At 68.1% G+C, this 19529-nt stretch carries 14 protein-coding genes; 7 read left to right on the forward strand and 7 right to left on the reverse strand.

What is annotated here, in order from left to right:
- The first annotated feature begins 3 nt into the window (after positions 1-3).
- The 3 genes from L2U69_RS06720 (at position 4) to L2U69_RS06730 (ending at position 2603) form a co-directional block, all read left to right on the forward strand.
- Positions 4-780 carry an SDR family NAD(P)-dependent oxidoreductase gene (locus tag L2U69_RS06720; protein ID WP_236106022.1) on the forward strand — a complete coding sequence of 259 codons (777 nt, stop codon included), beginning with the start codon at positions 4-6 and terminating at the stop codon, positions 778-780.
- Between the two features lie 10 nt (positions 781-790).
- Entirely contained in the window at positions 791-1687 is an 897-nt protein-coding gene (locus L2U69_RS06725) for a polysaccharide deacetylase family protein (RefSeq protein ID WP_236106023.1), read from the forward strand.
- A gap of 100 nt (positions 1688-1787) precedes the next feature.
- Positions 1788-2603: a phosphate ABC transporter ATP-binding protein gene (locus L2U69_RS06730; protein WP_236106024.1), complete on the forward strand. Its 816-nt coding sequence runs from the start codon at positions 1788-1790 to the stop codon at positions 2601-2603.
- Here L2U69_RS06730 and L2U69_RS06735 read toward each other — a convergent pair whose 3' ends face one another.
- On the reverse strand, positions 2604-3953 hold the full coding sequence (locus L2U69_RS06735; protein WP_236106025.1) for a DNA recombination protein RmuC: 1350 nt from the start codon (positions 3951-3953) through the stop codon (positions 2604-2606).
- Between the two features lie 256 nt (positions 3954-4209).
- On the opposite strand from L2U69_RS06735, the gene L2U69_RS06740 reads away from it, so the two are divergent.
- Both L2U69_RS06740 and L2U69_RS06745 read left to right on the forward strand, forming a co-directional pair.
- Positions 4210-5901 (forward strand): AmpG family muropeptide MFS transporter, encoded by a 1692-nt coding sequence (locus tag L2U69_RS06740; protein ID WP_236106026.1) that lies wholly within the window; start codon positions 4210-4212, stop codon positions 5899-5901.
- Between the two features lie 162 nt (positions 5902-6063).
- Positions 6064-6909, forward strand: coding sequence for a GNAT family N-acetyltransferase (locus L2U69_RS06745; RefSeq protein WP_236106027.1), 846 nt, complete (start codon positions 6064-6066; stop codon positions 6907-6909).
- A gap of 77 nt (positions 6910-6986) precedes the next feature.
- Here L2U69_RS06745 and L2U69_RS06750 read toward each other — a convergent pair whose 3' ends face one another.
- Together L2U69_RS06750 and L2U69_RS06755 are read right to left on the reverse strand one after the other, a co-directional pair.
- Positions 6987-7610 (reverse strand): superoxide dismutase, encoded by a 624-nt coding sequence (locus L2U69_RS06750; RefSeq protein ID WP_236106028.1) that lies wholly within the window; start codon positions 7608-7610, stop codon positions 6987-6989.
- A gap of 150 nt (positions 7611-7760) precedes the next feature.
- Complete coding sequence (locus L2U69_RS06755; RefSeq protein ID WP_236106029.1) at positions 7761-8894, reverse strand: TIGR03364 family FAD-dependent oxidoreductase; 1134 nt, start codon at positions 8892-8894, stop codon at positions 7761-7763.
- Between the two features lie 173 nt (positions 8895-9067).
- Between L2U69_RS06755 and L2U69_RS06760 the strand changes: the two genes are divergently transcribed.
- On the forward strand, positions 9068-9973 hold the full coding sequence (locus L2U69_RS06760) for an SPFH domain-containing protein (RefSeq protein WP_236106030.1): 906 nt from the start codon (positions 9068-9070) through the stop codon (positions 9971-9973).
- Positions 9974-10091: 118 nt separating this feature from the next.
- Here L2U69_RS06760 and L2U69_RS06765 read toward each other — a convergent pair whose 3' ends face one another.
- Positions 10092-15299, reverse strand: coding sequence for an alpha-2-macroglobulin family protein (locus tag L2U69_RS06765; RefSeq protein WP_236106031.1), 5208 nt, complete (start codon positions 15297-15299; stop codon positions 10092-10094).
- Positions 15300-15549: 250 nt separating this feature from the next.
- Positions 15550-17091 (reverse strand): AMP-binding protein, encoded by a 1542-nt coding sequence (locus L2U69_RS06770; protein WP_236106032.1) that lies wholly within the window; start codon positions 17089-17091, stop codon positions 15550-15552.
- Between the two features lie 107 nt (positions 17092-17198).
- Between L2U69_RS06770 and L2U69_RS06775 the strand changes: the two genes are divergently transcribed.
- Positions 17199-17342 (forward strand): hypothetical protein, encoded by a 144-nt coding sequence (locus L2U69_RS06775; protein ID WP_236106033.1) that lies wholly within the window; start codon positions 17199-17201, stop codon positions 17340-17342.
- Between the two features lie 2 nt (positions 17343-17344).
- On the opposite strand, the gene L2U69_RS06780 is transcribed toward L2U69_RS06775, so the two are convergent.
- Together L2U69_RS06780 and L2U69_RS06785 are read right to left on the reverse strand one after the other, a co-directional pair.
- Entirely contained in the window at positions 17345-18706 is a 1362-nt protein-coding gene (locus tag L2U69_RS06780) for an ATP-binding protein (protein ID WP_236106435.1), read from the reverse strand.
- A complete protein-coding gene (locus L2U69_RS06785; protein ID WP_236106034.1) occupies positions 18706-19422 on the reverse strand; it encodes a response regulator in 717 nt (238 codons plus the stop codon). The genes L2U69_RS06780 and L2U69_RS06785 overlap by 1 nt, the downstream gene beginning before the upstream one ends.
- Positions 19423-19529: the final 107 nt, after the last annotated feature.

Consider the following 19529-nt stretch of genomic DNA (forward strand, 5'->3'; position numbering starts at 1 on the left):
GAGATGAGCGCCTTCGACTTCACCGGCCGCCATGTCGTGATCACCGGCGCGAGCATGGGCATCGGCTTTGCCGTCGCCCGCGCCTTCGCCGCGGCCGGCGCCGCCCTGACCATCCTGGCCGAGACGGAGGCGATCGAGGCGGCGGCGACGGCGCTGGTCGATGATTTCGGCCGCCCCGTCCGCGCCCTTCGCTGCGACATCGCCGACCGTGCCGCCGTCCATGACGCCATCGGCGCCCTGCCGGCGATCGACGTGCTGATCAACAACGCGGGCTATCAGCCGATGACGCCGCTGATCGGGGCGACGGACGCCAGCGACGCCGATTTCGAGCGCTGCATCGCGGTCAATGTGCTCGGCACCTATCACGTCACGCGGGCCGCCCTGCCCCTAATGTCGCGGGGCGGGCGGATCATCGTCACCTCCTCGATCTGGGGCAAGACCGGGGCCGCCGGCTTTTCCGGCTATGCCGCCTCGAAACATGCGGTCGCCGGCTTCATGCGTTCGCTCGCCATGGAGCTGGGCCCGCTCGGCATCACGGTCAATGCCGTCTGCCCCGGCTGGGTCACGACCGAGGGCGCCATGTGGACCATCCGTGCGGAGGCGGCGGATCTGGGCATGCCCGTGTCCGACCTGATCGCCCGCTATCTGGGCGACCAGCCGATCCCGGGCATGATGCCGCCCGACGCGGTGGCGCCGACCTATCTCTTCCTCGCGTCCGACGGCGCCGGCGACATCACCGGTCAGGCCTTCAACGTCGATCGCGGCAGTTTCATCGGCTGAGGAGTTTCAGATGATCGAGAACCCCGTGCCCTGGCCGAATGGCGCGCGCTGCGCCGTCGCCTATACCTTCGACATCGACACCGATGCCGGCCTGCATCTCGATCATCGGGACAAGGCGCCGGATCTCGTCACCACCAATTCCTGGCTGCGCTACGACGAGATCGCGGTGCCCCGCATCCTGCGCCTCTATCGCGACATGGGCCTGAAGCAGACCTTCTTCTATCCGGCCTGGTGCATGGAGACCTACCCCCATCTGGTCGAGGCGATCCTGAAGGACGGTCACGAGATCGCCCACCACGGCTATATCCACGAGAATTACAATCAGATGCCCTTCGACCAGCAGGAGGCATTCTTCGCCCGCGCGGTCGAGACCATCGAACGCATGACGGGCCGGAAGCCGCGCGGCTTCCGCGCGCCGATCTATAATTTCTCGCGCCATACCGCCGCCCTCCTGGTCAAATACGGCTTTCTCTATGACGCCACCCTGATGTCCGACGACGTGCCCCATATGGTCGACGCCGAGGGCGGCAGCTTCGTCGAAATCCCGTCGCACTGGTCGCTGGACGATTGGCCGCAATATGTCCACGAACCGAACTTCGCCTATATGATGACCGTGCGCGCCCCGGCCGAGGCGACGGCCGTCTATATGGCGGATTTCGAGAGTGCGTGGCGCCACGGCGGCCTCTGGGTCGCTGTCTGGCATCCCTGGGTCAGCGGCCGTCCGGCCCGCATGGATGCGATCGCCGCCATGATCGAGACCATGCGGGAAAAGGGCGACGTCTGGTTCGCCACCATGGAAGAGATCGCCGCCCATCTGAAGAAGGTGACGGCCGACGGCAGCTACAGCCCGCGCCGGGTGCGCCTGCCCTATTACGAGAACGGATTGCCCGCCAGCTACCTGCCCTGAGGTTCAAACGGTAACATTCTCCGTTGCGGGCGCGGAATGTTACAATTCAAAGTATGATCCGGCTCAATGACAGGGCGGGCGGAGCTGCGATCATGGGCCCATGAACGCGATCGGACATGCCCCCACCAAATTCGGCGACGCCCATCACCACGATGGCCTGCCGGTGAAACTCTCCGTGCGTGACGTCGATGCCTGGTATGGCGACAAGCAGGCGCTCTACGGCATCACGCTCGACATCCATGACCGGGAGACGACGGCCTTCATCGGCCCTTCCGGCTGCGGCAAGTCCACCTTGCTGCGCAGCTTCAACCGCATCAACGAAACCATCCCGGGCTTTCGCCTGACCGGCGAGATCGACCTCGACGGCAAGACCATCTTCGATCCCGAGATCGAGATCGACCGTTTCCGCGCCCGCTTCGGCTGGGTCGCCCAGGCACCCAATCCCTTCCCCTGGTCGATCCACGAGAATGTCGCCTATGGCGCCCGCATCCACGGTCTGGTCTTCGGCCATGCCGAGACCGAAGCCCATGTCGAGCGCTGCCTCAAGCGCGCCAATCTGTGGGACGAGGTGAAGGACATCCTGCACGATCCCGGCACCAGCCTGTCGGGCGGCCAGCAGCAGCGCCTGTGCATCGCCCGCGCGCTGTCGACCGAGCCGGACGTCATCCTGATGGACGAGCCCTGTTCCGCCCTCGATCCCATCGCCACCGCCCATGTCGAGGAATTGATGGAGGACCTGCGAAAGCATGTCGCCATCGTCATCATCACCCACAACCTGCAGCAGGCGGCGCGGGTGGCCCAGCGCACGGCCTATTTCCACCTCGGCGAGCTGATCGAGGTGGGCGATACGGAAGACATCTTCATCCGCCCGAAGACCGAGCTTTGCGCCGCCTATGTCACGGGGCGTTTCGGCTGATCAGTCGCCGTCCGGCTCGATCGCCACTTCGACCATGGCGGGGGGCAGCGACTTGCTGGGTTTCACGCCCAGGGTTTTCAGCATCTCGGCCTGGCGGATGACGTTGCCCTTGTTGGTGCTGAGCTTCGCATAGGCGTCATCGTAGCTCTTCTGCGCCGAGCGGATACCGTTGCCGACCTTCTCGAGATCGGCGACGAAGCCGGCGAGACGGTCGTAGAGTTCGCCGCCGCGCCGGGCGATTTCCTGGGCATTGCGGCTCTGCGCTTCCTGGCGCCACAGATGGGCGACGGTGCGCACCACGAACAGCAGGGTCGAGGGGCTGACCAGCAGCACGCTCTTGTCCCAGGCCTCCATGAAAAGGTCGCGCTCGTGGGTGACCGCCAGCATGAAGGCGGGTTCGATCGGCACGAACATCAGGACAAAGTCGAGGGATTTCAGGCCATAGAGATCCTGATAGTTCCGCGCCGACAGACCCTTGATGTGGTTGCGCACGGACTCGATGTGGCGCCGCGCCGCCGCTGCCCGCGCGTCCTCGCTCTCGGCCAGCGCGAATTCCTCGTAGGCGAGGAGAGAAACCTTGGCATCGACCACCAGGTTGCGCCCCTCGGGCAGCCGGATCACCACGTCGGGCTGGGCGCGGCTGCCGTCCTCCCGCGTGTGGCTTTCCTGGACATCGTATTCATGGCCCTTGCGCAGGCCGGACTGTTCCAGCACCCGTTCCAGGATCAGCTCGCCCCAATTGCCCTGTGTCTTGCTGGATCCCTTGAGGGCCTGGGTCAGGTTCTTCGCCTCCTTGCTCAGGGACTGGTTCAATTCCATGAGCTGGCGTACCTGTTCGGCCAGCGCGCTGCGATCCTTGCCCTCCTGCACGTAGACCTGCTCGACCTTGCCCTGGAATTCGTTGATGCGCAGCTTCAGGGGTTCCAGCAATTGCCCGAGGTTGGTCTGGTTCTGGTCGGTGAATTTCTTCGATTTCTCTTCCAGGATGTCGTTCGCCAGGGTCTTGAACTGGTTCGACAGGCTCTCCCGCGCCTCGCTCAGCAGGGCCAGCTTCTCCTGGGCCTGGGCCCGTTCGGCTTCGAGCCGGGCCTTCAGGTCGGCCAGCGCCGCCTTGTCGATCGCGGTTTGCGCCTGATGCTCGCGCAAGATCTCGCCGGTGCTGGCGAGATCCGCCAGCAGACCCGCCTTTTCGTCTGACAGGGCCCGTACCCGCTCGTCCAGGGTGGCGCGCTCGACCGCGCCCGCCGCCGCCGCCCGCGCCACGCCACCGCGCAGCGCCAGCCACGCCAGCAGGGCGCCGACCACGCCGCCGATCGCCAGCCCCAACAGGATCGTCATATCACCTGGCATTGCCTGTCTTCCCTAAGCCCGCCCCCCAGACTCGTCATCCCGGCGAAGGCCGGGATCTCCATCCGCTTCGAGCACTTTCGTCGAAGGGCCCCGGCCTACGCCGGGGCGACGCGTATGGGACGACGCGTATGAGAGGCGCATCGCGCGATTCCGATTCCCCCGAGTCTAGCCCAGCCCCCCGCCCCCTGCATGAATTCCTCGCCTCGGGGCGGGCCGAGAGGTCAGGATGGTGAGGCTTTCGAATCGGGAAGGGATCATGAGCGACAGCGAGACGGCGCCGCCGGCCAAGGGCCTGGGGGTCTATTGGGAACGGCGCACGATCGTCATGCTGGCGCTGGGCTTTTCCGCCGGCCTGCCCAATCTGCTGGTGTTCGACACCTTGTCCGCCTGGCTCCGGGACGACGGCGTCTCGCTGTCGGTGATCGGCTTCTTCTCCCTGGCGACATTGGCCTATTCCGCCAAGTTCCTGTGGGCGCCGCTGGTCGATCGCTTCGACGTGCCGCTGCTGACGCGCCTGGTCGGGCATCGGCGCTCGTGGATGCTGGTGGCCCAGGTCGCCGTCTTCGCCGGGCTCTTGCTGATCGCCGGCGGCTCGCCCGCCGGCAATCTGGCGCTGACCGCCGCCTTCGCCGTCTTCGTCGGCTTTTCGGGCGCCACCCAGGACATCGTGATCGACGCCTGGCGCATCGAGGCGGTGGACGACAGCCGTCAGGGCGCCATGGCCGCCGCCTATCAATGGGGCTATCGGATCGCCGGCCTCGTCGCCGGCGGCGCCTCCCTGGCGCTGGCCGAATGGGTGAACTGGAATTTCTCCTATGCCGCCATGGCCTTCCTGATGGCCGTCGGCATGGGCGCCGTGCTGCTGGCCCCGGCCGAAAAGGCCCGCCCCGTCCTCGCCCGGCGGCCCGGCCCGCCGCCGCGGCCCCTGGCGGAAGCGGCGGAATGGGGCGGACGGGCGCTGGTCCTGGCGATCGCGGCCCTGATCCTGGGCGCCGGGCTGTCGGGCAATCCCTTCACCCTGACGTGGCTGACGCTATCCGACGACGCGCTGGGCCTCGTGCCCCTGTGGCGGCAGGCGCCGGAGGGGGCTTTCCTGCAATTCGGCGCGGTCATCCTGGGGCTGTTGCTGCTGGTCGCCGCCTGCTGGCCGCTGCCCGGCCGGCGCACGCGCCCGGGGCTGGCGCTGGTCCAGGCCTTCGGCGCCCCGCTCGGCGCCTTCTTTCGCAGTTTCGGCGCGCTGGCGGTGCCGATCCTGGCCCTGATCTGCGTCTATCGCCTGTCGGATTTCGTGCTGAACATCATGAACCCCTTCTACCTCGACCTCGGCTTTTCCAAGACCGAGGTGGCGGAGGTGCGAAAGCTCTTCGGCATGATCATGACCATGGCCGGGGTCTTTCTGGGGGGCTGGGCGGTGGCGCGGCTGGGCCTGTTGCGGGCCTTGATGATCGGCGCCTTCGCCGGCCCCGTCTCCAACCTCGCCTTCGCCTGGCTGGCCATGGAAGGGCCCTGGCTGCCGGCCCTCTTCGTCGCCATCGGCATCGACAATCTGGCGTCCGGCTTCTCGGGCACCTGCCTGATCGCCTATATGTCGGGCCTGACCTCGGCCGGTTTCACGGCCACCCAATATGCCTTGTTCTCGTCGCTCTATGCCCTGCCGGGCAAGCTGATCGCGTCCCAGTCGGGGCGCATCGTCGAGGGTGCGGCGCGGGCGGCGGCGGACGGCGGCGGCATGCCCGCCCTGTTCCTGCCCCTGTTCGACCGCCTGCCACCCCAGGCCTTCGCCGAGGGTGCGGCCAAAGTGGGGACATCGGCAGCGGCCCTCGGTGCTGGATATGTAACATTCTTCCTGTATTCGGTGGTGATTGGACTCGTCGCCATCGCGCTCTGTGTCCTTGTGACCCGCCGCCAGGGTGCCGCGCATCATGGACGGACGTCCAAGGCCGTTTGACCGGGACCGGTGGCGAGGGATAAGGTAAACCCGTGTTCGACATGGCGCCCGGCCAGGGGACGCGGTCCGCAAGGGCACATGTCGGGGACGAAATGCGGCCGTCCGGAAGACGCCCGACCGATAGGGGACGTCGTACCGGGGTGCACATGAAATAGGACGATCGTGGCCCTGAACAACGTGAAGACCGAGGACGCCTTGGACGAGGTGGCGCCTGCCCGACGCTCGGTCAATGTCGCCGACCTCGAAGTGCGCCTCGCCAAGGACGCGGCGGAACTGCTGGCCGCGCAACGCCTGCGCTATCGTGTCTTCTACGACGAGATGGGCGCGACGCCGACACCCGAACTGGCGGCGGAACGGCGTGATTTCGACCGCTTCGATCCGATCTGCGACCATCTTCTGGTGCTGGACCACGGGGTCGCGGCCGGCGAGCCGGCGGTGGTCGGCACCTATCGTCTGCTGCGCGAGGACGTGGCGCGCGAGCACGGCGGCTTCTATTCCGCCAGCGAATTCGATCTCTCGGTCCTGGAGCGCCAGCGCCGGGCGGACGACAATTTCCTGGAACTCGGCCGCTCCTGCGTCGCCCCGGAATATCGCACCAATGCGGTCATCCAGCTTCTGTGGCGCGCCATCGCCGGCTATATCGTCGAGCACCGGATCAGCCTGATGTTCGGCTGCGGCAGCCTGCACGGCACCGACCCGGATGCCCTGGCGGTGCCGCTGTCCTATCTGCACCACAACCACATGGCCCCGCCGGAGCGGCGCGTGCGCGCCTTGCCGGAACGCTTCGTCTCGATGGACCGGCTGCCCAAGACGGCGATCAGCCCGCGCGATGGGCTCCGCACCCTGCCGCCCCTGATCAAGGGCTATCTGCGGCTCGGCGGCTATGTCGGCGAGGGGGCGGTGATCGATCCCGAATTCAAGACCGTCGACTGCTTCATCATGGTGCCCTGCGACACCCTGACGGAGCGCTATATGGCACGCTACAACAAGGACGACGCGGGCGCCTGATCTTGCTCCCGTGATCCGCGCAAAGAAAAAGGGCGGCGGTGCCGAAGCACCACCGCCCTCTTCGTTTCGGCCTTCGATCAGGCGCCGGCGTCGAGGGTGGTGACCTCTTCCATGCGCTTCTCGACGAAGCTCCAGTCGACCAGGCTGTCGATGAAGGTCTCGGCGAAACCCTTACGGTTGTTGCGGTAGTCGATGTAATAGGCGTGCTCCCAGACGTCCATGACGGCGAGCGCGTCCTTGCCGGCGGTCAGCGGGGTCTCGGCATTGCCGGTGGTGGTGATGGCCAGCTTGTCGCCGTCCTTCACCAGCCACACCCAGCCCGAGCCGAACTGGCCCAGCGCCGCGGTCGTCCAGGCGCTCTTGAAGCCGGCGAAATCACCGAAGGAAGCGTCGATCAGCGACGACAGGGCCGCCGACGGCTTGGTCGAGCCCGGCACCGAGAGCGACAGCCAGTAGAGGGTGTGGTTGTAGTGCTGGCCGGCATTGTTGAAGAGCTTCTTGCCCGCCGGATCGGCGGCCGCGATCTTCACCACTTCCTCGACGGTCTTGCCCTGCAGGGCCGGGGTCGCCGCCACGATCTCGTTCGCGACGGTGATATAGGCCTGATGGTGCTTGCCATGATGGTACGAGAAGCTCTCGGCCGACAGGGCGGGGGCGAGGGCGCTCGGATCGAATTTCAGTTCGGGAAGCTTGAAGGCCATATCGCAATCCTCAGGTGGTTGTGGTCCCCACGGGTGTCCGCGGATCGCGGCCGGCGGCGAATTGGAATCCTTCGCCGCTCGTCCGCAAGTGACTGATCATCCCCGCCAATCACATAGGACCTGCCACCGCCCGATGCCAGTCTTTTATTATCACTGAAGCCATCCGGCGAGCGCATCCTCGGCCAGCGCGAAACCCGTGGACATGCCGGTACCGCTGGTCACCATGACCGCGCGCACGCCGGGCGCCGCGTCCTCGATCAGGGCCGCCGCCGTCGCCGAATGGGGATAGACGCCGAGCCAGCGTTCGACGACCCGGTCGCTGTGAAGGCGAAGGGCCCGGCGCGCGTGGCCGATCATGAGTTCGTCGACCGCGTCGGGGGCGAAGGGATCGGGCGTCGCCGCGTAATGATGCGAATCGCCGACCACCAGGGAGCCGTCGGCGGATTGCACCACGATCAGATGGATGCCGTTCTCGAGGCTCGGCCCCTCTTCCGCCGCCAGCACCGCCTTCAGGTCCGCCGCCGCCGGCAGTTCCGAGAAGCCGAGATACCGCCCCAGCGACATGTCGTTCATGATCGAACCGGGCAACACCCAGCCGGCGCCCTGGGGCGCGAGGCGCAGCATGTGCAGCTTGCAGAGGTCGAGGCCGCGCTTCGCCCAGACCTCGGGATAGAGGCTCAGCAGGTCGCCGCCCGGGCAGACCACGGCCTGCCCCGCCTCGACGGTGCCGGACGTGGTCTTCACGCGCGGCAGCTCGATCTCCTTGACCAGGGTGTTGCGCAGGAAGGTGACGCCCTTCTCCCGCTCCAGCCAGGCGGCGAGCAGGGGAATGGCGTGGCGCGGCTCCACCCGCATCTCGTGCGGGCTCCACAGGCAGGCGGCGGCGTCCTCGTGACGCAGCAAGGGCAGACGCTCCGCCATCCGCGCCGGCGTCAGCATCTCGCAGCCCGGGCCCATTTCGGGATGGGCGACGAAGGCTTCGACCACGGCGGCGGCTTCCGGACGATGGGCGATCACGGCGGTGCCCCGGTGGATCACCGGGATGCCGGCCCTGGGCGCCACCTCGGCCCAGATGTCGCGGCTGCGCCGGGCGCGGTTCCAGACCGTGCCGACCTGCTGGCCGGTCACGGTGACGAAGCCGAAATTGCGGATCGAGGCACTGTTGGCCTGGGCGTCCCGGTCGATGACCACCACGCGCTTGCCCGCCCGCGTGGCCGCCAGGGCATGGGCGAGGCCGACGATGCCGGCACCGACGACGGCGAGATCAAAAGGACCGGACGACATTTGAGGGCTCCCTCGGCGACACGCGATAGGCTAACGTCCGGATCGGTCACTTCCATGACGGAACCGGGCCCAGGCACGGCGGCATGCGGGCGATAGGGCGATCCGGGGGGATTCGCCGCGCCGCACCGCCACCACCCGGCGGGCGACCGACTTATGCTCCCGGGGGGAACGAGATGTCCATGTTGAAACAGGGGCCGGGCGCCGTTTTGCGGCGTGTCGGCATCGGCGCCGCGGTCTTCTTCGGCGCCGTCGTCGTGATGTCGAGTTGGTACACGATCGACGAGGGCGAAGTCGGCGTTGTACTGCGGAACGGCGCGGTCCATGACGTCGCCGGCCCCGGCCTTCATTTCAAGATGCCGATCGTCGACGACGTCGTCGCCCTCTCCACCCGCACGGAAAAGCTGGAACTGGCGCAGGTCGCCGCCTATTCCCAGGATATCCAGGCGGCGGAGATGTATATGTCCGTCAACTACCGGATCAATGCCGGCCAGGCCCCGGACATCTATGCCCGCCTCGGCGTGAATTACGCCGACCGCGTGCTGGTGCCGGCCCTCCTCGACCGCACCAAGGCGGTGTTCGGGCGCTACAACGCCCCGACCATCGTCGGCGAACGCTCGCGCCTCGTCGCCGAGATCACCGAGAGCCTGCGCGAGGCGGTGGCGGACGAAGGCATTCTGGTCAGCAGCGTGCAGATCGAGAACATCGATTTCTCGGATGCCTTCGAACAGGCGATCGAGCAGCGCATGCAGGCCGAGGTCGAGGTGACGCGACTGCGCCAGAACCTGGAACGCGAGAAGGTCCAGGCCGAAATCCGCCGCACCGCCGCCCAGGGCCAGGCGGATTCGACCGTGGTCCAGGCCCGCGCCGAAGCGGACGCCCGCGCCCTTCAGGCCCGCGCCGAAGCCGAGGCGATCCGCCTGCGCGGCGAGGCGGAGGCTTCCGCGATCCGCGCCAAGGGCATCGCCATGAAGGAGAACCCGGCCCTGATCGACATGATCCGCGCCGAACGATGGAACGGCCAATTGCCCCAGACCATGGTCCCCGGCACCGCCGTTCCCTTCGTCGACATCGGACAGTAAGGGGATTTCCCCTCACCCCCGCCCTCTCCCCGCAAGCGGGGCGAGGGAGTTCGTTCAGTGCTCTGTCAGCCCCCTCGCCCCCCTGGGGAGAGGGTTGGGGTGAGGAGCTGAACCCGCCCTATTTCACCGGCAATACAGTCACCGTGCCCATGGCATCGCGGCCGCGATACTCGGGGCGGTACATATCCTCCGCCACCACCGCCGGCACGCGATAGGTGCCGGGGGTCACGGCGCGGACGATATAGGCGATGGCGAATTTCTGGCGGCCCGAGGTGTTGAAGGCCGCGACGAAGCGATCGTCCAGGGCCTCGGAATAATCGGGCACCGTCATCTCCGGCAGCCAGCCGATCTCCTCCGCCGTGGCCGAACCGGCGAGGCGGGGGTTCTCGATCTCGAAGCCGGCGGGCAGCAGGTCGATGACCATGAGCTGGTTGTCCTGGCCGGACGTCGTCTCGCCGGTCACCACCGCCACCATCATGGTGCCCTGGGGCACGGCCTTGGGATCGATCGCCTTGCCGTCCAGGGTGAAGAAGCGGCGGCCGACGGTCATGCCGTTGCCTTCCGCCGGCATGTCCCTGTTGGGCACGCCGATGACCGTGCCGGTGTACCAGACCGAGCCCTCGCCCTTGTTGTCCAGGCGAACGCCCTTGGCCACCGTCGCAACGTCGGGCCGGATCGAATAGGCGGTGCTGCGCGGCGGGATCGCCTCGCCGCCGACCGCGACCGTCATCTTGTTGCCGCCGTCGGCGAGCGCCCGCGCCGCCAGCAGCAGCCAGGCGCTTTCCTGGGTCGAGAGCCAGCGCTGGCCCGCCACCATGTCGGTCACCTTGGCCGCCAGGGCTTCGGCGTCGATGCCCGGCACCCTGGCTTCCATGGCGAGGGTGGCGATGGCGGCGAGATCGCGCACGCGGCTGCCGTAGTCGCGGCCGACGTTGCGCCGCTCCTGGGCCGCCAGCGCGCGATCGAAGGCTTCCGCCGCCCGACCGCCGTCGCCCATGAGGGCGAGCGCCGCGCCGACCTGCGCCATGGCGAGCGGCGTCGGCAGGTCGAGGCCGACGGCGTCATGCATGTAACGGGTCGCGCCCAATTCGCCGACCCCTGCCGCCGCCAGGACATAGAGCGAATAGGCGCGCGAGGCCAGCGCGTCCGGCCCGTCGTCGCGCCGGTTCTCGCCATGGCGCTTCAGCCAGGCGAGGCCGCGGCGATAGGCGAATTCCGGCACCTTCACGTCTTCCGCCCGGGCCCTCGTCAGGAAGTCCATGGCATAGGCGGTGAGCCAGGGCTCCGGCTGGCCGGCATAGCTCCAGAGGGCGAAGGAACCATCGCCCCGCTGCATTTCGAGCATGCGGCCGATCGCCTTCTGGACGCGCGCGGTCATGTCCGGCTCGTCCTTCTGTTCCCAGAGGCGTGCCACCTCGCCGACATAGAGCAGCGGCAGGGCGCGGCTCGTGGTCTGCTCCAGGCAGCCATAGGGATAGCGGTCGAGGGTCCGCAGCAGGCCCGCGACGTCGACATTCGGCCGGGGGCTGAGGCTGAGCAGCAGTTCCGGCGTGCCGGGCACATAGGACGCGAGCGCCTTCGGCCCGACGGACAGCCCCTCGCCCGGCTTCAATTGGCGCACCAGCCGGTCGACCGAGGGAAGTTGCGGCGCACGGGTGCCGAGGCCGATCTCGCGCTCGAGCCGGAAATCGCCCGGCCCTTCCACGGTCAGGGCGAGCTTGCCGAGGCCGGCGCCGACCGCCTTGATCGGCAGCGTGACCGTGCCGGTCGCGCCGAGGGCGAGGTCGAGCCTGGCGGGCTTGCCGCCGTCGACGGTCACCACGTCGTCGCCGGCGGCGGTGACCGTATAGGTTCCGGGCGTGCCGCCGACGTTGGAGAGCGTGACGGTGAGGCGCGAACTATCGCCGACCGCGAGGAAGCGTGCCGTCGACGACAGCACCACGACCGGGTCGCGCACGGTGAGGCCGCGGTCGGCGGCGCCGACCTGACGCGCGTTCCAGGCGATGGCCATCAGGCGCAGGCGGCCGTTGTAATCCGGCACGTCGAGATCGATCGTGCCCTTGCCGTCCTGATCGAGGGCGACGATGCCCGAGAACAGGGACACCATCTTGATGTCGGAGGGCGGCGCGCCGCGCCGGCCGAGCGCATCGCCGTCGCCGCCTTCGCGCAGTGCACCGGGCTTGCCCAGCTTGGCGTTCAGGAGCTTGCCGTAGGCATCGCGGATGTCGAGGCCGAGACGGCGCTTGCCGAAGAGTTGGGCGACCGGGTCCGGGGTTTCGAAATCGGTCAGTTGCAGGATGCCCTCGTCCACCGCCGCGACGGTGACGAAGGTGGGGGCGGCGCCGGCGATACCCTTGATCTCGATCGGGATCGAGACTTTCTGGCGCGGCGTCACCACATCGGGCCCGGCGATCGCGACGTCGAGCCTTCGCGCGGCGGGATCGATGCCGAGCCAGGCGAGGCCGATGGCCCGGCCCGGGCCCCGCGCCGTATCCCCCTCGCCCGGCGCCTCGCCCGGACGGAAGGCGGTGGCGAGGACATAGGCGCCCGCGCCCCAGGCTTCGGACACGGGCACATCGATGTCCAGCCCTTCGGCCGGCAGGGCGATGCTGCGGGTTTCGAGCACGCGGTCGGTCGCGATGGTCAGCAGCAATTCGCCGGCGAAGGGCGCCTGGATGCGCATATGGGCATTTTCGCCCGGAACATAGAGGTCCTTGTCGGCGGTCACCGTCATCTTGTCGGGGGTGTCGCCGATGGTCGGCGCGACGAACCAGCCGGCCTGGAAGCGCAGCGAACTCGCGGCGCCGGTGGCGGCGTCCGTCACCTCGATCCGATAGCGGCCATAGTCGACCGCGGGGGCCTCCAGCATGGCCGGCGCCTTGCCCGTGACGTCCAGCGTGCCGGAGGACATCAGGCGGTCGCGCACCACGACTTCATAGGCCCAGCGCCCGTCGCGATAATACCACTGGTAATTCCAGTCTTCCTTGATCAGGGACCAGCGCAGATCGCGCGCGGGCCGGGTCTTGCCGTTGCGGTCCAGGGTGATCACCTGGAACGAGGGCGTGCCGTTCTCGGCGAGGCGCGCATCCTCGAAGCCGGACTTCAGGCCGATCCAGAGCGGGCGGTTGCGCACCGGCATTTCGAGACGCCGGGCGATCGGGCGGCCGCTGCTCTCGTAGACGTCGGCGCGGATGACGGCGGCCAGCGGCTGCACCGTGTCCGGCAGGTCGGTCACGGTGATCTCATAGGCGGCATGGCCCTTGGCGTCGGTCGTCACCTCGTCGACGTTGACGCGCTTCGCCGCCACCGTCTCGTCGACGAGGCCGAAGCTGTAGTCGGCATGATCGGGAAAGGGTTCGTCGGTCGCCCCGATCACCACCTGGAGGGAAGAGCGCAGATCCGCCGCCGGCGCGCCGAACAGATATTGCGCATCGATGGTCAGGTCGAGCTTGCGGCCCGGCTCGATCGTCTCGGCACTGGTGGCGACCGTCGTCTCGACCGAGGCGGGCACCACGTCCTCGACCAGCACGGAAAGGCCGCCGATCGCCGGGCGGTCGGGATCCGTATGCCACGACAGGGTCCAGGTGCCGGTCCGGGCCGAGGCGCCGATCGCCCAATCGATCTGATAGCCGCCGGCCCCGCCAGGCGTGAGGGCGCGGCGCTCGACCTCGACACCGTCCGGACGGCGGATGGTCAGGGTCAGCGGCAGGCCGTCGACGGCATTGCCCGCATCGTCGCGCAGCAGGGCCATGACGTGCGCCGTCTCGCCCGGGCGGTAGACGCCGCGTTCGGCATAGGCGACGACGTCGAGGGGGCCGGGCTGCATGCGGCCCGAAACGCCCCGGTCGGACAGATCGAAGGCGGGGCCCGAGAGGTCCAGCAGGGTGAAATCGCCGCCGCCCGCAAACGCCATGACCGCCGTCGGCTGGCGTCCGCCCTCGCCCCGCATCAGGCCGGGATCGAAGCGCAGCCGGCCCTGTTCGTCGGTGGCGAGGCGGGCCAGTTCGTCGTTGTTCCGCGCATAGAGGCCGACCTCGATCCCCGGCATGGGCTTGCCGGTCGAAAGCGAGCGGGCGACGACGGTCAGGCCGTCGTTGCCGGCGAAGGTGGTCAGGCCGACGTCGGTGACGACGACCCATTGGGTCGCCATGTCTTCCCAGCCCTCGATCTCGCCGGTGGCGGGGACGGCGGTCAGGACATAGATGCCGGGCTCGGCGGTCTTGCGCATCTGTTCGATGTCGATCGCGGTGACGACGCGCTTGTTGCGCTCGTTCTCGATCGAAACCTCGCCCTTCCAGACCAGTTCGCCGGTCGTATCCTCGATGTCGCGCGTACCCCAGTTCGACAGGGCGTACATCAGGTTGCCATAGGTCATCATGGGCACGATGTTGCGGTCGTCGACCCGGTAGAGGGCGAGCGCCGCCTTGTCCAGATTGACCGACTGCAGGGGAATGCCGGTGGCGCCGACCTTGGGCAGGATATAGGCGTCCTGGGTGAAGCCCAGGCTCTCCGGCCGGTCGCCGATCGAGACCGCGCCCTCCTCGACCCGGTCGAGGCGGGTGCCGGAGGCGGCGGGCAGGCCCTTGGCGACCATGATGTCATAGGCCTGGCCGAAGCGCGCGCCTTCGACACAGAGCGTATTGCCCTTCATGACATAGGCGGCGTCGAAGGACGGCGTCACCTCGACGTAATCCTCGAACCGGGTGCCGGCGGCGAGATCGCCGTAGAATTCGAGGCAGATCGAAGGCTGGTCGGCATTGTCCTGGGCATAGGCGCCGATCACGCGAAAGCGCGTCGCTTCCTCGAGCTGGGCCACGCGCTCCAGAAGATCGGGGCTGGACTTGATTTCCACCGCCTTGCGATAGGCGTCGAGGGCGGCTTCGGGATCGCCGTTCCGTTCCAGCGCCGTGCCCAGGATGTCGAGGGCCGCCACGCGCGTCTCGGGCGTCGTCGCCTTGTCGAAGGCGCGGAAGGCGGCGCCGGTGGCGCGCCAATAGTTGGAATTGCGCAGCTGCACTTCGGCCAGTGCCGACCAGGTCGCGCCGTCGTCGGCGCCATAGGCGATCGCGCTTTCATAGAGATTGGCGGCCTGCCACCAGCGCTGGCGTTCCGCCGCGACCTTGGCCGCGTCCAGCGCCTTCTTGGCGTCGGCGGCGTTTCGGGCGGCATCCCGGTTCTCGCGCAGCACGTCGGCGCGATACGAATCCGCGCGGCTCGACAATTCGCCGAAATCGGTGGCCGATGCCGCCGCTGTCACCCCGAACGCCGCGCCCGTCAGGGCCAATGCACACAGCAGATTGCGAAACGTCGAGGCGACGCGCGTCATGATTCGACCCCCCTCAGATGCCGGCCGATCCTACACCAGGGCCCCGGACTTGCCGATACGATCACGGACATATTCGAGGGTATGATCGCAGGTTTGTCCGGGGCGGCGCGTGACGTGGATCACAGGCCTCGGGGCGGAGCCTGACCCGACAATATGGCGAGGTGAAGACGCGGCCCCGAAACCCCAGGTCTCGAAACCTCAGGTCTCGAAACCTCAGGTCCCGAAACAGAAACCTCAGGCCCCCAAGACCTCAGGCGATGCGCCGCGTCTCGCCCTGCCAGTAGCGGTCCTTGAGGAGACGCTTGTAGAGCTTGCCGGTCGGATGGCGCGGCAGTTCGGCCTCGAAGTCCACCGTCTTCGGGCATTTGACGTGGGAGAGATGCGTGCGGCAGAAGGCGATCAGTTCGGCTTCCAGGTCGGGCCCGGCGTCGCGCATGTCGGCGGGCTGGACCACGGCCTTCACCTGTTCGCCCCATTCGGGATCGGGCACGCCGAACACCGCGACGTCGGCCACCTTGGGATGGGTGATCAGCAGATTCTCGGCTTCCTGGGGATAGATGTTCACCCCGCCCGAAATGATCATATTGGCCTTGCGGTCGGTCAGATAGAGATAGCCGTCCGCGTCCAGATAGCCGATGTCGCCGAGGGTGGACCAGCCCTTGTCGTTGCGGCTGCTCTCCGTCTTGGCGCTGTCGTTGTGATATTCGAACTGCGGCCCGTCGGAGAAGAAGATGGCGCCCGGCTCATAGGGCGGCAGTTCGTTGCCGTCGTCGTCCAGGATATGGGGCACGCCCAGCATGGCCCGGCCGACCGAACCCTTGTGTTCCAGCCATTCCGCGCTGGTGATGGCGCAGAAGCCGTTGCCTTCCGTGCCGGCGTAATATTCGTGGATCACCGGGCCCCACCAGTCGATCATCTGTTCCTTGACCGGGATCGGACAGGGCGCCGCCGCGTGGATCGCGCATCGCAGCGACGAGACGTCGTATCGGCTACGGATCGCGGGATCGAGCTTCAGCAGGCGCACGAACATGGTCGGCACCACCTGGGTGTGGGTGACGCGGTATTTCTCGATCAGGGCCAGATAGTGCTCGGGCTCGAAGTGCTCCATCACGATCACGGTGGCGCCGAAGCGCATCATGGTCAGTGAGAAGCGCAAGGGGGCGGCGTGATAGAGCGGCGCGGGCGAGAGATAGACCGTCTCGGCATTCGGCTGATAGAGCGCGGCGTTCAGCATGTAGAGGGTGCCGGGCTGACCGTATTCCTCTTCCGGCAGGGGCACCTTCACGCCCTTGGGCCGGCCCGTGGTGCCCGACGAATAGAGCATGTCGGCGCCGTTGGAGGGATCGGCGATCATGGTCGCGGGCTTGCCCGCCACCGCGTCCTCGTAAGACTCGAAGCCGGCGGCGGTGCCGTCCATCATCAGCCGGGTCGAAAGCGCCGGCGCTTGCCCCGCCACCCGGGTCGCGAGATCGGCCATGTATTTGGACGTAACCAGCAGCCTGGCGCCGCAGTCGTTGACGATATAGGCCGCCTCCGCCGCCGTCAGACGGGTCGAGATCGCGGTATAATAGAGACCGGCCCGGAGCGCCGCCCATGTCACCTCGAAGAAGCGGGGATGATTCTCCATGATGATGGCGATGCCGTCGCCCCGCTTCAGGCCGAGATCGCGGAACAGATGAGCACAGGCATTGGCCCGCGCCTCCAGCTCGGCATAGGTGACGGCGATGCCGCTGCCGGCCATGCGATAGGCGATCTTGTCGGGCGTATTCTGGGCGTGGATTCCCGGATGCATGTCTCTCTCCCCTTGCGCCGCCGGTTTGCCCGGCGATGTCGCTTTTCGTTATGATGCGGGAAAGCCTAACCCGAAGCTGACGCCTTCGTCATCTTGATCGACATGCGATGACCGACAAACCCGCCCCCCGAAAGACCGAAGCCGACCTGAAGGCGGAAAGACTGGCCCAGGCGCTGCGCGACAACCTGAAACGCCGCAAGGCCCAGGCCCGCGGCCGCGAGGCGGAAAAGGCGCCGGACGGCGAGGATTGAAGTCAGGCCGCCCCGGGGGCCAGGGGCAGGCGCAGCACGACTCGGGCGCCGCCCCCCGGCCGATCGCCGACTTCCAGGCCGCCGCCGAGGCCGGCGGCGATTTCCCGGGCGATCGCGAGGCCGAGGCCGGCACCGCCGCCGTTCCGGGTGCGCGCCGCATCGGCCTGCTGGAACGGCGTGCCGATCGCGGCGCGCATGTCGAGCGGGATGCCCGGCCCCCGGTCTTCCACCGCCAGCACGGCGAAGGGGCCTTCCACGGTCAGCGAAAGCTCGGCGGAGCCGCCGTATTTGAGAGCATTGTCGACCAGATTGCCGAGAGCGCGGGCGATCGCCGCCTCGCTGCCGACGACGGCGAGCGGGCCTGCCGGCATGGTACCGGCCGTCACCGCGGCGCCGAGGGCCGCGCGCTCCTCGACCTCGTGGGTCAGGATGCGGGCGACGTCCGAACGGGCACCGCGATCGGCGCCGAAGCTGACGCGGGCGAAGGTCAGGCTGTCCTCGACCAGTTGGTGCATGTGATCGAGATTGCGCACCCAGCCTTCGCGATCGGAATCGTCGGGCAGCATTTCGGCGCGCAGCCGCAGCCGCGTCAGATAGGTGCGCAGGTCGTGCGCCATGGCCCCCAGCACGAAGGCGCGGTTTCGCATCAGGTCCGCGAGCCGCATCTGCATGTCGTTGAAGGCGCGGATCAGCACCCGGACCTCCGACGCACCGGCCTCCTTCACCGGGCGCGGCTCGGGATCGCGGCCGAAGGCCTGCACGGCCCCGGCGAGGCGGCGCAGCGGCCGGGATTCCCGTGTGAACAGGACCACCGCGAGCAGGGCGACGGTGAAGCCGATGATGCCGGCGAAGAAGCCCGGCTGAAGGCCGAACAGCCGGGTCATCAGTTCGCCGTCCGCCACCGCCTTCAGATAGCGCCCGTCGGCAAGGCCCACGGTGACGACCACCCGGTTGGCCATGAACCGGCCGAGGATGCGGCGGCGCGGCGCCGATCCGTCCCGCGACGGCTGATACTGGATGGAGACGAGGCGCGGCGGGTCGAGCGGCGGCAGGCTCTCGCGGATCAGGGCCTCGATCGGCCGCCGGGGCTGGCGTTCGTCGCGGATCGCGCCATGGCCGTCGGCGACCGTGACCAGGAGATCGGGTCCGTTGAAGGCGCGCAGCAGGACCGGCAGTTCCTCGGGCGAGGCCTTCTCGACCAGGGCCACCATGGCCGTCGCCTGATCGGCGAGCGGCGAGCTCAGCCGCGCGTCGAAGGCCTGGTCCCGGCGCCACAGATAGATCGCGGTGGTGACGAGTTGCACCAGCACCAGCGCCGCCAGCAGGATCAGGATCAGCCGCCCGACGATGCCCACGCGCGCCATCACGGCCCGATGCCCTCGATGTCGGCGGACAGGATGTAGCCGCCGTTGCGGACCGTGGTGATGCCCTGGGCGGCGCGCGCATCGGCCGCTTCGAGCTTGCGGCGCAGGCGCGAGATGCCGACGTCGATGGTGCGGTCGAAGGGATCGGCGCTGCGCCCCCGGGTCCAGTCCAGCAATTGGTCGCGGCTGAGCACCCGGCGCGGATGCTCGACCAGACAGGCGAGAAGGTCGAATTCGGCCGAGGTCAGGGCGACCCGCTCCCCGGCGGCGGTCTCGACCATGCGCCCGTCGAGATCGACCACGAGATCGAACAGGCGCAGCCGCCGCGTCGCCTGCGCCGCCGCCTGACGCTCGCCCCGGCGCAGCACGGCCCTGATGCGCGCCAGCAGTTCGCGCGGGTTGAAGGGTTTCGGCAGATAGTCGTCGGCCCCGATCTCGAGGCCGATGATGCGGTCCACGTCCTCGCCCTTCGCCGTCAGCATGACGATCGGGAACGGCACCTGCCCGGCGAGGCGGCGGCAGATCGAAAGCCCGTCCTCGCCCGGCAGCATGAGGTCGAGGACCATGAGCGCCGGCACCATGCGCGCCAGGATCATGTCCATGGCGCGGGCGTCCGCCGCCCCTTCGACCGCGAAACCCTCGCGGCGCAGGAAATGGGAGAGAAGGTCGCGGATCTCGGCGTCGTCCTCGACCAGGAGGATGGTCTTCATCGTCATGGCGCGATTGTCCGCCAACCCCGGCCGGGCGCAAGGGCGGTAACAAATCGTTACAAATCCGCCCTCGCCCGAAACATCCGGGCAAAGCGCCGGCCCCAAGATCGCCC

This window comes from Zavarzinia marina (assembly GCF_021568905.1).
Taxonomy (GTDB): Bacteria; Pseudomonadota; Alphaproteobacteria; order Zavarziniales; family Zavarziniaceae; genus Zavarzinia; species Zavarzinia marina.